This window comes from Massilia sp. Root351 (genome assembly GCF_001425045.1).
In the GTDB taxonomy this organism is placed as follows: domain Bacteria; phylum Pseudomonadota; class Gammaproteobacteria; order Burkholderiales; family Burkholderiaceae_D; genus Rugamonas.
The window spans coordinates 152,524-167,743 of sequence record NZ_LMDJ01000036.1 but is presented as its reverse complement, the minus strand read 5'-3'; the positions used below and the strand labels follow the sequence as shown (position 1 = coordinate 167,743).

At 65.5% G+C, this 15,220-nt stretch carries 12 protein-coding genes; 11 read left to right on the top strand and 1 reads right to left on the bottom strand.

All coding sequences use genetic code 11. From position 1 onward, the window contains the following. Window positions 1-40: 40 nt before the first annotated feature. Together ASD15_RS30700 and ASD15_RS30695 are read left to right on the top strand one after the other, a co-directional pair. A complete protein-coding gene (locus ASD15_RS30700; RefSeq protein WP_057158864.1) occupies window positions 41-2,509 on the top strand; it encodes a TonB-dependent receptor in 2,469 nt (822 codons plus the stop codon). Window positions 2,510-2,584: 75 nt separating this feature from the next. After that, a complete protein-coding gene (locus ASD15_RS30695; protein WP_082552259.1) occupies window positions 2,585-3,631 on the top strand; it encodes a glucokinase in 1,047 nt (348 codons plus the stop codon). Between the two features lie 20 nt (window positions 3,632-3,651). Here ASD15_RS30695 and xseA read toward each other — a convergent pair whose 3' ends face one another. Then, complete coding sequence (gene xseA / locus ASD15_RS30690; protein WP_057158863.1) at window positions 3,652-5,013, bottom strand: exodeoxyribonuclease VII large subunit; 1,362 nt, start codon at window positions 5,011-5,013, stop codon at window positions 3,652-3,654. A 1,113-nt stretch (window positions 5,014-6,126) separates the two neighbouring features. Between xseA and ASD15_RS30685 the strand changes: the two genes are divergently transcribed. From ASD15_RS30685 to ASD15_RS30650, 9 genes are all read left to right on the top strand, one after another. Then, window positions 6,127-6,735, top strand: a complete 609-nt coding sequence (locus ASD15_RS30685; protein WP_056402834.1) for a MotA/TolQ/ExbB proton channel family protein — start codon at window positions 6,127-6,129, stop codon at window positions 6,733-6,735. An 8-nt stretch (window positions 6,736-6,743) separates the two neighbouring features. Then, window positions 6,744-7,178, top strand: coding sequence for a biopolymer transporter ExbD (locus ASD15_RS30680; RefSeq protein ID WP_057159006.1), 435 nt, complete (start codon window positions 6,744-6,746; stop codon window positions 7,176-7,178). A 130-nt stretch (window positions 7,179-7,308) separates the two neighbouring features. Beyond that, window positions 7,309-8,388, top strand: coding sequence for a tetraacyldisaccharide 4'-kinase (lpxK, locus tag ASD15_RS30675; protein WP_057158862.1), 1,080 nt, complete (start codon window positions 7,309-7,311; stop codon window positions 8,386-8,388). Continuing rightward, on the top strand, window positions 8,369-8,545 hold the full coding sequence (locus ASD15_RS32080) for a Trm112 family protein (protein WP_082219489.1): 177 nt from the start codon (window positions 8,369-8,371) through the stop codon (window positions 8,543-8,545). Before lpxK ends, ASD15_RS32080 begins: the two co-directional genes overlap by 20 nt. Before the next feature lie 11 nt (window positions 8,546-8,556). Beyond that, window positions 8,557-9,318 carry a 3-deoxy-manno-octulosonate cytidylyltransferase gene (gene kdsB / locus ASD15_RS30670; RefSeq protein WP_057158861.1) on the top strand — a complete coding sequence of 254 codons (762 nt, stop codon included), beginning with the start codon at window positions 8,557-8,559 and terminating at the stop codon, window positions 9,316-9,318. 146 nt (window positions 9,319-9,464) lie between these two features. Further along, on the top strand, window positions 9,465-10,121 hold the full coding sequence (adk, locus tag ASD15_RS30665; RefSeq protein WP_057158860.1) for an adenylate kinase: 657 nt from the start codon (window positions 9,465-9,467) through the stop codon (window positions 10,119-10,121). 157 nt (window positions 10,122-10,278) lie between these two features. Further along, on the top strand, window positions 10,279-12,096 hold the full coding sequence (locus tag ASD15_RS30660; RefSeq protein WP_082552258.1) for a methyl-accepting chemotaxis protein: 1,818 nt from the start codon (window positions 10,279-10,281) through the stop codon (window positions 12,094-12,096). A 217-nt stretch (window positions 12,097-12,313) separates the two neighbouring features. After that, the gene (locus ASD15_RS30655) at window positions 12,314-14,497 is read left to right on the top strand and encodes a sodium-translocating pyrophosphatase (RefSeq protein WP_057158859.1); all 2,184 of its coding nucleotides are present in this window, start codon (window positions 12,314-12,316) and stop codon (window positions 14,495-14,497) included. A gap of 157 nt (window positions 14,498-14,654) precedes the next feature. Further along, window positions 14,655-15,131, top strand: a complete 477-nt coding sequence (locus ASD15_RS30650) for a hypothetical protein (protein ID WP_057158858.1) — start codon at window positions 14,655-14,657, stop codon at window positions 15,129-15,131. Window positions 15,132-15,220: the final 89 nt, after the last annotated feature.

Here is a 15,220-nt window from a genome sequence, read left to right as displayed (position 1 = left end):
GCAACACCATTAATATCAACGGACTAATAGAGGAAAGACAATGAAGAATTCGCACACCAAGGCGATGTGGAAACTCGCGCCACTCGCCCTCCTGACCGCCAACGCCTTCGCGCAGGAAGGCGCTGCAGCGGCAGCGGCCATGCCGGCGCCCGCCGCCGCCCCCGTGGAAGCGGCCGCCCCGGCGCGCAACGGCGAGATGGAAAAGATCATCGTTACTGCTACCCGCCGCAACACCTTTGTGCAGGAAACCCCGCTGGCGATCACCGCCTACAGCCAGGACACGCTGGCCAACAACCAGGTGAAAGACCTGGCCTCGCTCACCACCATGGTGCCTAGCCTGGTGGTGGAACAGCATGGCGACTCGGGCGGCGTGCACGTCTACATGCGCGGCGTCGGTTCCGCCAACCACACCGAGCTGGGCGACCCGGCCGTGGCCTTCTACATCGACGGCATCTACTCGCCGCGTCCACAGGGCGCCACCGCGCTGATGTACGACCTGTCCCACGTTGAAGTGGCGCGCGGCCCGCAAGGCACGCTGAACGGCCGCAACTCCACCGCCGGCGCGGTCAACCTGGTGTCCGGCGCGCCCAGCACCGAAAAGGTGTTCGGCTCGGCCGGCATCACCATCGGCGACTACCACCGCCTGCAGACGCAGGGCATGATCAACATTCCGCTGTCCGACGATATCGCGCTGCGCATCGCCGCCATCAAGGACAGCCATGACGGCACCGTGGACTTCCGCAAGGGCTCCAACGTGCTGCCCGGCGCAAAAAAATACGGCGCCGAAGACAAGATGGGCGCGCGTGCTTCGCTGCTGTGGCGCTTCACGCCGGACCTGAAAGCCACCGTCATCGCCGACTACTACAAGGACCAGGGCGCCGGCAACGTCTACCTGGCGGCCGAACCGGCAGCCGGCACCGAACTGCGTTCGGCGCTGATCGACAGCCCGGGCAACCTGGACCAGTCGATCACCACCTTCAAGGGCAAGCTGAACTACCACCCGAGCGACGCGCTGGACCTGACCTACCTGGGCAGCTGGAGCCGCTACAAGCGTTCCAACGTGAACGATGCCGACGCCGGCCTGTTCCCCGGCTTCAAGTCCGAAAACCGCACCGAGTGGGCCAAGTTCGACAGCTACTCGCATGAACTGCAGGCGCGTTCCGACAACGACGCGCCGTTCCAGTGGGTCGGCGGCCTGTTCCTGTTCGGCGAGAAGAACAAAGTGCGCTTCGACATCGACCGCAGCCAGATTTCGCAAGCGACCGTGCAGCAGGACATCGCCGCCGGCAACGTGATCTTCGTGCGTCCTACCGTGGGCCAGTACGCATCGGCCATGTCCTTCATCCAGGGCGACCGCCAGCTGAAATCGAAAGCCGTGTTCGCGCAGGGCAGCCTGCAGGTAAACGACGAACTGAAAGCCACCGTCGGCGCGCGCTACACCAAGGACCACAAGTTTGACATCGGCGGCCAGAACTGGGCCTGCCCGAACTGGCCTGCCAACGTCCCGCTGGGCACTACCGTGCTGACGCCGGACCAGATCAAGCAGCTGGTCACGCCGGGCACCGGCACCATCAACACCCACAACATCGGCCCTGGCGGCGTGGTGAGCGCGGCCACCTGCGGCAATACCTACGGCGACAACACGGCCGACCTGCGCTACGGTCAGGCCACCTGGCTGGGCCGCGTGGAATACAAGCTGCGTCCCGAGATCCTGCTGTACGGTTCGGTCACCACCGGCTTCCACTCGCCGGCCATCGGCGACGGCGGCGCCACCACCAAGCCGGAAAAGCTCACCAGCTATGAGCTGGGCATGAAGTCCGACCTGCTGGACCGCATGCTGACGTTGAACGTGGCTGCCTTCCACATGAAGTACAAGGACAAGCTGGAGTCCCAGGTGGTGAACAGCGTGCTGGCCAACTTCAACGCGGCCGGCGCCACGGTAAACGGCGTGGAAGCGGAATGGACCTGGCGCCCGACCAAGGTGGACCGCCTGACCGGCAACGCCACCTGGCTCGACGCCACCTACGACAGCTTCATCTCCTGCGACGTGGACTCGGCGCGCGCCAAGGGCCTGTCCTGCGGTTCCACCGCGCCGAACGTGGACGTGGGCGGCAGCGTGATGAAGCACGCGCCGAAGTTCGCCACCACGCTGCAGTACGAACATGACTTCGCCACCAGCAAAGGCTTGTTCACGCCACGCATCTCGGCCCACTACGAAGGCGAAACCTTCGTCGGCGCCGGCGCCTTCAGCAACGACGTGCCCGGCCATGCCGGCGTGAAGAAGCAGAAAGCCTACTCCACGCTGGACCTGAGCCTGCGCTTCCAGCCGTTGAACAAGGCCTACACGGCGGAGCTGTTCGTGCAGAACGCCACCGACCGCGAAGTCAAGCTGGACGTGGTGGAGCTGTGCACCGACACCGGCATGCCATGCCAGCCTACCCAGCAGATCTACGGCGCGTTCTATAATGCGCCCCGTACGATAGGCGCGCGCGTGTCGATGAAGTTCTAAACCAACCCCGTAAGGCCGGGGCCGGTCCCAGCGGGACCGGCCCCAGGTTGTGCCGTGGGTTCAAAGGTGGCAACCATGAAGATCGAGAACATCCCCCAGCATTCCCTCGCGTTCTTTGACGAAGGTGAAGACGAGGACGGCGGCGGCGCGCGCTACGAGCGGCCCTGGCTGCTGGCCGACATCGGCGGCACCAACGCCCGCTTCGGCCTGCAGACCGCGGCCGGACGCATCGACGCCATCTGGGTCGCCGAATGCGCCGCCTATCCCACCCTGGGTGCGGCCATCGTGCAGTACCTGTCGCAGCCCGCCACGGTGGCGGCCGGCGGCTACCAGGCGCGCCAGGCAGGCATTGCCATCGCCAATCCCATCGACGGCGACGCGGTGCGCATGACCAACCACCACTGGTCGTTTTCCATCGAAGCGATCTGCTCCCAATTCGGCCTGGCCTCGCTGCATGTGGTGAACGACTTCGCCGCGCTGGCGCGCGCCGTGCCGTTCCTGTCGGCGCAGCACCGCGTGCAGGTGGGCGGCGGCGAAGCGCGCGGGCGCGGCGTGATCGGCCTGGTGGGCGCGGGCACGGGACTGGGCGTATCCGGCCTGGTCCCGGCGGGCAAGCAATGGATCGCGCTGGACAGCGAAGGAGGACACAGCACCTTCGCCGCCGTCAGCGAGCGCGACATCCACATCCTGCGCAAGGCCAGCGAGCGCTATGGCCACGTGTCGGCCGAGCGCGTGGTGTCCGGGCCCGGCATCCGGCTGATTTATGAAGTGCTGGCCGAACGGGCCGGCGCGGGGCCGCAGGCCATCGACACGCCCGCCATCATCGAGCGCGGCCTGCGCGGCGAATGCCTGGTGTGCGTGGAGACCCTGGAGACGTTTTGCGAGATGCTCGGCACCATCGCCGGCAATGTCGCCATCACGCTGGGCGCGCGCGGCGGCATCTACATCGGCGGCGGCATCGTGCCGCGGCTGGGGGCATTTTTCGCGCGCTCCGGCTTCCGCGCCCGGTTTGAACAGAAGGGGCGGCTGAGCAGCTACAACGCCCAGATCCCCACCTACGTCATTACGGCCGACTATCCGGCGCTGATCGGCATGTCCGTCATCCTGGCCGAGCTGGCGTAACGCAGCCGTAACCCGGCGGATCAGCCGGCGGCAGGCTTGACGGCCGCGATCTCAATCCGGGCGCTGCCCTCGGCCAGCCGCACCGTCACGCTGTCGCGTGGCAGCAGCTGCGATGGCGCGCGCAGGATGGCGCCGTCCTGGCCGGTGACGATGGCGTAGCCGCGTTCCAGCGTGCGCTGTGGATTGAGCATCTCCAACTGCGCCGCCAGCGCATTGAGCGCATCGCGCTTTTGCGCCTGCTGGTTGGCGATGCTCAGGGCGGCGCGCCGCTGCAAACCCTCCATCTGCGCCCGCAACGCGCGCACGTCCGGCCGCAGCGCCGACCAGCGCGACTGCAATTTGTCGAAGCCCACGCGCGCGTAAGCCAGCGGGGCGCGGTTGGCGTGCGTCAGCGCCGTGGCGTGCGCCTGCAGCTTGCTGCGCTGCTGCGCGATCTGCGCGGAAGGACTCAGCAGGCGGCGCGTGTAACCGTCCAGCGTCTGCGCCGCGTCGCCCAGCGCGCGCTGCATGGCGCGGCGCAAATCGGTGGCGTCGGCGCGCAGGGACGCCAGCCAGTCGGCGCGCGGCGTGGCGGCCAGCTCGGCGGCTGCAGTCGGCGTGGCCGCGCGCAGGTCGGCCGCGAAGTCGGCGATGGTGAAATCGGTTTCGTGGCCGACGCCGGAAATCACCGGCACATTGCAGTTGGCCACCGCATACGCCACCGCCTCGTCGTTGAACGCCCACAAATCTTCGATACTGCCGCCGCCCCGGCACACGATCAGGATCTCGCACTCGGCCCGCGCCGACGCGGTATTGATGGCCGCCGCAATCTGCTCCGGCGCCTGCTGGCCCTGCACCAGGGTGGGGTAGAGCACCACGCGCACGTGCGGCGCGCGGCGCTTCAGGGCGGTCAGCACGTCGCGCAGGGCGGCGCCGGTGGGGCTGGTGACCACGCCGATGGTGCGCGCGAACAGGGGCAGGGCGCGCTTGCGGTCCTGGTCGAACAGGCCGGCCGCGCCCAGGCGCTCCTTCATCCGCAAGAACGCCTCGAACAGGGCGCCCACGCCGGCGCGGCGGATCGCTTCCACATTGATCTGGTAATCGCCGCGCGGCCCGTACAGGGTGACCAGTGCCCGCACTTCCACCTTGTCGCCCTCGCGCGGCACGAAGCCGGCGTACTGGGCCCGGCCACGGAACATCACGGCCCGCACCTGGGCCGCATCATCCTTCAGCGTGAAATACCAATGTCCGGAACTGGCGCGCGTGAAATTGGAAATTTCGCCAGATATCCACGTAAGCGGAAAACTGCGCTCCAGCAGCCGGCTGACCGCCTGGTTGAGTGCACTGACGGTGATGACGGCTGCTTGCGGGGTACTGCTGTCGGTTGGAATGCTGGTATTCATCGTTCAGGAAAGGGAAACTGTCCACAAAATCGCGCGCAGGTCATGCTTATGTCACACATCATCTTTCAAGGCAAGTATTTTTTGTAAACACTTGATTTTAAAGGGTAAACCAGGATGCTACATTAGCGTGCACTGCAGGAAAATCCTTATGGATCAAGTACTTTGCTGCGGGCGGCGGGGGTTACGCACAAAGTTATCCACAAAAAATGTGCGGAACTTTTCGGTGGCAAATGCCCCGTCTGTGGACAAGAACAACTGTGCTAAAAATTTACGCATAGAAATATTTACTTTATAAATCAAGTACTTGATCCCGCCCAGCCCCGCTTGCGCACAATTTTATCCACAGAAGATGTGCATAGGTCCTGCTGCATACCAATTGCCGAAGCAGCGCCGCAGGGCGGCGGGGAGGGCGCGCCGCGCGCTGTATAAAATTTAAGCACCATAACTTAATTGTTACGAATCAATGACATAGCTGCCACTTCGCAGCCTTGCACACAATCTTATCCACATATTGTGTGCAGAAGTGCACAGTTGTACACCTGCCTCGCGGCAAGTAACTCGCGGTACCTGGTCCGGATATTGCTGCCTGTTTTTTGATCGCTGGATAATTTTCCTTTAAAAACATGGTCTTAGCCATTATTCATTGGCCTTGCTAACAATTTTGTCCACAGTTTTTGTGCAGAATCAGGCACTTGTCCCCAAAGGCCTTTAGAACCATGGGTTTTCATGTCAATAACCATACAAAACCCAGCCGTTTCGACCGTATGCGAAATTTTTACGCATGGAAAGAAAGTGCTTATGAATCAAGGACTTTGCCATCCATCAATGTCCTTGCTAACAATCTTATCAACAGAATATGGGGAGAACTGTGGAGATCCGTGGGCGCGTGCACCCGTAGCGCGCTGCGTCATTTTTATGCATGGGTTAATTTTCCTTTGAAATCAGGTGCTTGAAGTGTTGCGAGCTGCCTTGCTAACAATCTTGTCCACAGAAAGTGTGCAGAATGGTGGATAAGCCCGCTTGCAGCGAACTACTTGCCGATCAGGCCTCAACAAGATACATTGCGCGTCTAGGCATTCCTGCCTGCGCAGTCCCCAAACACAGGAGTTCGTTTTGCTCGCCATCATCCAAGCCGCAGGCTGGCCCATCTGGCCTCTGCTGATCGCCTCCATCGTTGCCACCGCCCTCATCATCGAACGTCTGCTGTTCCTGCGCCGCGCCAAGATCATCCCGCGCCAGTTGCTGGATGAAGTGGTGGGCGTCTACCGCAGCGGCAATATCACGCCGGACGTGATCCAGAAGCTCGAGCAGAGCTCGCCGCTGGGCGTGGTGCTGTCGGCCGCGCTGCGCAACATCGACTCGCCGCGCGACGTGATGAAGGAAACCATTGAGGAGGCCGGCAGCGGCGTGGCCCACATGCTGGACCGCTTCCTGACCACGCTGGGCACCATCGCCACGCTGGCGCCGCTGATGGGCCTGTTTGGCACCGTGGTCGGCATGATCGAGATCTTCGGCGCGCAAAACGCCACCGGCACCAATCCGGCCCAGCTGGCGCACGGCATCTCGGTGGCGCTATACAACACCGGTTTCGGCCTGGCCATCGCCATGCCGACGCTGGTGTTCTACCGCCACTTCCGCGCGCTGGTGGACAGCTTCATCATCGAGATGGAGCAGCAGGCCATCAAATTTGTCGACGTGGTGCACTGCTCGCGGAAGACCTGACCATGGGCATGAACTTCCGCCGCGGCCAGCACCGCGAAGACCCGGAGATCAACCTGATCCCGTTCATCGACGTGCTGCTGGTGATTTTGATCTTCCTCATGGTGACCACCACCTACAGCAAGTTTACCGAGCTGCAGATCACGCTGCCGACCGCCGAGGCCGAAAAGGCGCACGAGCGGCCCAACGAGATCAACGTGACGGTCGACGCCAAGGGCAACTACACGGTGAACAACGTGCCGGTATCGTTCCAGAACGTGGCCGGCCTGGCCGAGTCGCTGAAGAGCGCCGCCAAGGCCGACGGCCAGGACGGCAAATCGCCGGTGATCATCATCAACGCCGACCAGTTCGCCATGCACCAGATGGTCATCAACGTCATGGAAGCGGCACGCCTGGCCGGCTACGACAAGCTCACCTTCGCCGCCCAAACCGGCACCACCAAATAAGAAACCGCCCCAGGATTCAGCCCCTTCCTACAAGCAGCCTGAGCCGCATCGCCCCAACTTCGGGGTCAGACCCCGAAGTTGGGGCGATGCGGCTCAGCTTGTTGGGGCAGGGGCTGCTCAATCAGTCGTTATGACCAGAACTTCCTCGCTTGAATCGACGCTGACGCGCAATTGGCTGCGCAGGGGGGCGCTTGCTTGCGCGCTGTGGCCGCTGTCGCTGGTGTTTGGCGGGCTGGCGGGATTGCGCAGCGGACTGTTCCGTGCGGGCGTGCTGAAGTCGGAGCGGCTGCCGGTGCCGGTGGTGGTGGTGGGGAATATCTTTATCGGCGGCACCGGCAAGACGCCGCTGACGATCTGGCTGGTGCAGGCATTGCAGCAGGCCGGCTTTCATCCCGGCGTGATTTCGCGCGGCTTCGGCAGCAAGGACAGCGCGCCGCGCCTGGTCACCGCCGCGTCCACGCCGCAGCAGGTGGGCGACGAGCCGCTGCTGATCGCCATGCGCACCGGCTGTCCGGTGATGGTGGGGCGCGACCGCGCTGCGGCGGGCAGGGCGCTGCTGGCGGCCGATCCGGCGGTCAACATCCTTGTCGCCGACGATGGCTTGCAGCACTACAAGCTGCAGCGCGATGTGGAGATCGTGCTGTTCGATGGCCGGGGCGTGGGCAATGGCTGGCTGCTGCCGGCCGGGCCGCTGCGCGAGCAGCCGTCGCGCCGGCGCGATGTGACGGTGGTGAACGCGCCGGCGCTGCCGGCCGCGCTGGCCGCCAGCGTGGCGCCGCCCGGGGCGGTGCGCGGCCGCGCCGACGCCCGGGCCGCCGCGCCGGTGCAGATGATACTGGCCGGCGATACCGCCGAGCGCCTGGCCGACCGCAGCGAGCGCGTATCCCTGGCCGAGCTGGCCGGGCGCAAGCTGCGCGTCGCGGCGGCGGCCGGCATCGGCAATCCGGGGCGCTTTTTCGGCATGCTGCGCGGCGCCGGCCTGGAGCCGATCGAGCTGCCTTTGCCGGACCATCATGATTTTCTCGACCGCCCCTTCGACGGCCTGGACGTCGACATCGTCTTGATGACCGAGAAGGATGCAGTAAAATGTGCCCAAATTGAAGAACTGAGGGATGACCCGCGCTTGTGGGTGGTTCCGGTGACAGCGCGCATCGATGCCGCGCTGGCCGAATACATTGTGGAGAAATGTCGTGGATGCTCGTCTGCTTGATATCCTGGTCTGCCCCGTTTGCAAGGGCCCGCTGGAGTACGATAAAAAAGCCCAGGAAATGATTTGCCGCGGCGACCGCCTGGCCTACCCGATCCGCGATGGCATCCCCATCATGTGGGCCGATGAGGCGCGCACCCTGCAGGATGCGGTGGAATAAGGGACGGACCAGTGAGCTTCATCGTCATCATCCCGGCGCGGCTGGCGTCCACCCGCCTGCCCAACAAGCCGCTGGCCGACCTGGGCGGCAAGCCCATGGTGGTGCGCGTGGCCGAGCGCGCAGCGCTGGCCGGCGCGGCCCGCATCATCGTCGCCACCGACCATGAGGACATCGGCGCCGCCTGCCGGCAGCACGGCGTCGAAGTGTGCATGACCCGCGCCGACCACCCGTCGGGCACCGACCGCATCGCCGAAGTGGCGCGCGCGCTGAACCTGGCGCCGGACGCGGTGGTGGTGAACCTGCAGGGCGACGAGCCGCTGATCGACCCGGCGCTGCTGTCGGCCGCCGCCGCCCGCATCGGCGCCGACGTGCCGATGGCCACCTGCGCCCACCCGCTGCACGATGCGGCCGACGCTTTCAATCCCAACGTGGTGAAGGTGGTGCTGGACAAGGCCGGCCGCGCCCTGTATTTCTCGCGCGCTACCATCCCCTGGCACCGCGACGCTTTCGCCCTGGACACGAGCGTGCTGCCGGGCGCCGGTTCCGGCTATGTGCCGCTGCGCCACATCGGCCTGTATGCATACCGCAACGATTTCCTGCAAGCCTATCCCCAGCTGGCGGTGTCGCCGCTGGAGTCGATCGAGGCGCTGGAACAGTTGCGCGTGCTGTGGCACGGCTATCCGATCGCCGTCCACGTGACCGACTCGGCCCCGGCGGCCGGCGTCGATACGCCTGAAGACCTGGAACGCGTGCGCCGGCATTTCGCCAATTAGCCACTAAGCAAGCATAAAGCCATGCCAAATCGTCCACAAACTGGCGTCAGGCGGGCGTTTTGTGGTAAGTTTCGTGACGAAGGTAGACGAAGCGGCAGCATTTCCAACCATACCACCAGATTCTTATAATCGTTTTAGGACTTTTCATGCGTCTCATTCTGTTAGGAGCACCCGGTGCCGGCAAGGGCACCCAAGCGAATTTCATCAAGGAAAAATATAATATTCCGCAGATCTCCACCGGCGACATGCTGCGCGCGGCCATCAAGGCCGGCACGGAAATGGGCCTGGCTGCCAAGAAGGTCATGGACGCTGGCCAGCTGGTATCGGACGACATCATCATCGGCCTGGTGAAGGAGCGCCTGAAGGAATGCGACTGCGAGAACGGCTACCTGTTCGACGGCTTCCCGCGCACCATCGCGCAGGCCGACGCCATGAAGGAAGCCGGCGTCAAGGTGGACTATGTGCTGGAAATCGCCGTGCCGGACGAGGCCATCATCGAGCGCATGAGCGGCCGCCGCTCGCATCCTGCCTCGGGCCGCGTGTACCACGTGAAATTCAATCCGCCCAAGGTCGACGGCAAGGACGATGTCACCGGCGAAGACCTGGTGCAGCGCGACGACGACAAGGCCGAGACCGTGAAGAAGCGCCTGGACGTGTACCACAACCAGACCGAAGTACTGCTGGGCTACTACAACAACTGGGCCCAGTCCGGCGACGCGGCAGCGCCGAAGTACCGCAAGATCGAAGGTATCGGTGCCGTGGAAGAAATCCGCGACCGCGCGTTCGCAGCCCTGTCGAACTAGGCTTCACCATCTCAGCAGCACCCTCGCAGGCGGACCGACCGGTCCGCCTCGCCGTTTCAGCCTCCCCACTGCACCAAAGTACAACACCCGATTTGCCTGCGCGCCATTACACTGGGCGACGGGAATTCTTACGCCCGATTACTTTTGGGGAGAAAAAATGAATATCAGGGACTGGAGCATAGGCCGCCGCCTGGCGCTGGGTTTCACGGTGCTGCTGGCCGGCATGATCTTCAACACCGGCTTCGGCATCTACCGCCTGCAAGGCAGCGCCGACGCCACGCGCGCCATGATGGAAGTACCGCTGGCCAAGGAACGCCTGATCTCCGAGTGGTACCGCATCGTGTTTGCCGGCATCCGCCGCACCACCGCCATCGCCAAAAGCAGCGACACGTCGCTGGCGCCGTTCTTCGCCGAAGATATCGCCAATTCCACCAAGCGGGCACAGGAACTGATCAAGCAGATCGAGGCGCTCTCCACCGACGAGGACAAGCGGCTGATGGCCGAACTGGGCGGCGTGCGCAAGGCGTACGTGGACTCGCGCGACGGCATCAACAAGGCCAAGGCGGCCGGCAATATGGACGTGGCCGCCGCGCTGATGGAGAAGGATTACCAGCCGGCGGCCAAGGGTTACGAGGCCATGCTGCAGAAGCTGCTGGAGCATCAGAACAAGAAAATCGACGACGCTGCGCGCGAGATCGACGCGATTGCCGCGCAAAGCCGCAACTTGCAGCTGGTGCTGGCGCTGCTGACGGTGGCTTTCAGCGTGGCGTTCGCGTGGTGGCTGGCCACCGGCATCACGCGCCCGATGCGGCAGGCGGTGGACATGGCGCGCCGCGTGGCGGACGGCGACCTGACCGGCGAACAGGGCGGCGGCCAGGGCAGGACGGCCGCCGGCCCGTACGCCAGGGACGAAACCGGGCAGTTGCTGCACGCGCTGGACGATATGCACAACAGCCTGGTGCGCATCGTGAGCCAGGTGCGCAGCGGCACCGACGCCATCACCTCGGCGTCCAGCGAGATTGCCAGCGGCAACCTGGACCTGTCGTCGCGCACCGAGCAGCAGGCCAGCGCGCTGGAGGAGACCGCGTCGTCGATGGAGGAGCTGACCTCCACCGTGCGCCAGAACGCCGACAACGCGCGCGAGGCCAACCAGATGGCGCTGGCCGCCTCCGACGTGGCCCGCAAGGGCGGCGAGGCGGTCTCGGACGTGGTGGGCACGATGCAGTCGATCGACGAATCTTCGCGCAAGATCGTCGACATTATTGGCGTGATCGACGGCATCGCCTTCCAGACCAATATCCTGGCGCTGAACGCGGCGGTGGAAGCGGCGCGCGCGGGCGAGCAGGGCAGGGGCTTCGCGGTGGTGGCGTCCGAGGTGCGCAACCTGGCGCAGCGCTCGGCGGCCGCGGCGCGCGACATCAAGACGCTGATCGGCGATTCGGTCGACAAGGTCGGCGCCGGGACCCGCCAGGTGGCGCAGGCCGGCGCCACGATGCAGGAGGTTGTGGCCAGCATCGAGCGCGTTACGGCCATCATGGGCGACATTACGCATGCCAGCCAGGAGCAGAGCGCGGGCATCGACCAGGTCAACGGCGCGATCACGGAAATGGACAACGCCACCCAGCAGAACGCGGCCCTGGTGGAGCAGGCCGCCGCCGCCGCGCAGTCCATGCAGGACCAGGCCGGCGAACTGGCGCAGGCGGTCAGCGTGTTCAAGCTGGACGGCATGCGGCACGGCGGCCATGCCGGCGCCGGCGTGGCATCGGCGGCGGCGGCCGCAGCGCGCCGTCGGTCCGGCGCCAGCGTGGCGCCGGTGCGCGCCACGCTGGCCAAGCGCGCGCCGGCCAGGCCGGCGGCCCAGCCCGCGACGCCGTCGTCCGGCGCCGGCCGCGCGCCGCTGATCGAGCGCGCCGCGGCGCCGTCCCAGCCGCGCAAGGCCGCTCCGGTGGTGAACGATGAGTGGGAGGAGTTTTGAGCTGTTCACAAATTCCCCACATTGAGCAAAAATCAATTCAAAGGTGAATTGCTTAATTTTCCACGTTTGTTGTAGACTCGACCTCAACTTCTGTTTTCGGCCCGCCGTCCTGCGGCGGGTGCATCAGCGCAGTGCAGTACGCAGTTTGGCAGCGGGTCCAAAAGACCGGCTTTCGAAGTCGTAGTGGTCGAGCTTGATAACAAACGAAGGGGACAATATGACAGCAAGCCTATGGTTCGCAGTGGCGTGCGGCGTGATCGCCGTGGTGTATGGTTTATGGGCCCGAAGCTGGATCTTGAAGCAGGACGCCGGCAACGCCCGCATGCAGGAAATAGCAACTGCGATCCAGGAGGGTGCTGCCGCTTACCTGGGCCGGCAATACAAGACCATCGCGCTGGTGGGGGTGGTGCTGCTGATCGCCATCGGCGCGCTGCTCGACATCAAGACCGCGCTCGGCTTCCTGATCGGCGCCGTGCTGTCCGGCGCCTGCGGCTTCATCGGCATGAACGTGTCGGTGCGCGCCAATGTGCGCACCGCGCAAGCGGCCACCAAGGGCATGAACGAGGCGCTCGACGTGGCCTTCAAGGGCGGCGCCATCACCGGCATGCTGGTGGTGGGCCTGGGCCTGCTGGGCGTGGTGCTGTTCTACGCCATGCTGACCAGCCTCGCCTCCAACGGCTACCCCAATCCCCAGCTGACCCCGCACGATGTGATCAAGCCGCTGATCGGCCTGGCCTTTGGCGCCTCGCTGATTTCCATTTTCGCCCGGCTGGGCGGCGGCATCTTCACCAAGGGCGCGGACGTGGGCGCCGACCTGGTGGGCAAGGTGGAGGCCGGCATTCCGGAGGATGACCCGCGCAATCCGGCCGTGATCGCCGACAACGTGGGCGACAACGTCGGCGACTGCGCCGGCATGGCGGCCGACCTGTTCGAAACCTATGTGGTGACCCTGATCGCCACCATGCTGCTGGGCGCCCTGATGATCGTCAATGCGCCGACCCAGGCCATCGTCTATCCGCTGCTGCTGGGCGCGGTGTCCATCCTGGCGTCCATCGTCGGCTGCTCCATGGTCAAGGCCAAGCCAGGCAAGAAAATCATGTCGGCGCTGTACACCGGGCTATGGTGGGCGGCAGGCCTGTCGCTGGTGGGCTTTGCCGCCGTCACCTGGCAAGTGTGGCCGGACGACGCCATGCGCTACAAGATGATGGGCTCGACCGTGGTGGGCATCGTGCTGACCGGGCTGATGGTCTACATCACCGAGTACTACACCGGCACCGACTTCCACCCGGTGCGCCATATCGCCGAGGCGTCCACCACCGGCCACGGCACCAACATCATCGCCGGCCTGGGCGTGTCGATGAAATCGACCGCCTATCCGGTATTGGCCGTGTGCGCGGCCATCCTGGTGTCGTACCAGCTGTCCGGCCTGTACGGCATTGCCATCGCCGCCACGTCCATGCTGTCGATGGCCGGCATCATCGTGGCGCTGGACGCCTACGGCCCGATCACCGACAACGCCGGCGGCATCGCCGAAATGTCCGGCATGCCCGACTCGGTGCGCGCGATTACCGACCCGCTGGACGCGGTGGGCAACACCACCAAGGCCGTCACCAAGGGCTACGCCATCGGCTCGGCCGGCCTGGCCGCGCTGGTGCTGTTCGCCGACTACACGCACGCGCTGGAGTCGGTGGGCAAGAGCATCACGTTCGACCTGTCCAACCCGATGGTGATCGTGGGCCTGATCATCGGCGGCCTGATTCCCTACCTGTTCGGCGCCATGGCGATGGAAGCGGTGGGGCGCGCGGCGGGCGCGGTGGTGGTGGAGGTGCGGCGCCAGTTCCGCGACATCAAGGGCATCATGGACGGCAGCGGCAAGCCGGAATACGACAAGGCGGTCGACATGCTGACCGCGTCGGCCATCAGGGAAATGATCGTTCCCTCGCTGCTGCCGGTGCTGGTGCCTATCCTGGTGGGCATGCTGCTGGGGCCCGCAGCGCTGGGCGGCCTGCTGATGGGCACCATCGTCACCGGCCTGTTCGTGGCCATTTCCATGACCACCGGCGGCGGCGCCTGGGACAACGCCAAGAAGTACATCGAGGATGGCAATTTCGGCGGCAAGGGATCGGACGCGCACAAAGCGGCGGTGACCGGCGACACCGTGGGCGATCCGTACAAGGACACGGCCGGCCCGGCGGTCAATCCGCTGATCAAGATCATCAACATCGTCGCCTTGCTGCTGGTGCCGCTGCTGCCTGCGGCCGGCTGGCTGGCCGTCACGCCGCAGGCGCCGGCGCATGCTGCTGCGCCGATGCATGCGCCGGCCGTCGCGCCGCCGCCGCCGTTGATGGCGCCCGCCGAGCCGGCCGTGGCCTCGCCTCCCGCCGAGCCGGCACCCAAATAGTCCATAGGGCGGGCAGCTCAGCGTCCCCCGCCCGAGCCGCCGCGAACGCTTGGCGCCCCGCCTACCCGCCCTGCGGGGCGCGCCGGTGGTGCCGCGTGCGCCAGGCCCGGCCGGGCCGCGTTATCATGCGCTCATCTCCGCGCTGCGGGAGGACGCCATGAAAACTCCGCTGTTCACCGGGCTGCTCCTTTGCCAGCTCATGTTCCCGGCCGCCCACGCCCAACAGCCCGGTTCCGCGCTGCCGCGCGTGGTGCCGGACGCGTCGGGCGGCGCAGCGGCTGCCGAAGCGTTCCGCAAGCTGCCGGTCTGCTCGCTGGCCCCGGGCGGCACGAAACTGCTGGTCGAACCCTGCCGTCCCGCGCCGTCGCGCAATTTCACCCAGCGCCGTTCGGTGCCGCAGGCCATCCTGAGCATGCCGCCGTCCCAGCCGCTGCCCCAGCTGCCGCGTCCGCCCGCCAGCGCCTACACGCCGCTCCCGGCCCCTGTCGCGCCGCCGGCCAGCCGCCCGCTGGGCACTTGCGACGCTGCCGGCTGCCGCGACGCCAACGGTACCCGCTACCAGGGCACCGGGCCGGTGCTGCTCGACCCGTCGGGCCGCCCCTGCCGAAGCGATGGCCATTGGGTGCAATGTTGAGCTACAATCGGGTCTTACGTTTACGTAAGCGTAAAGTAAGCGCAAGCGCAGCAATCGAACGAACATCCAGCCGAACTCAGACTAGGGGA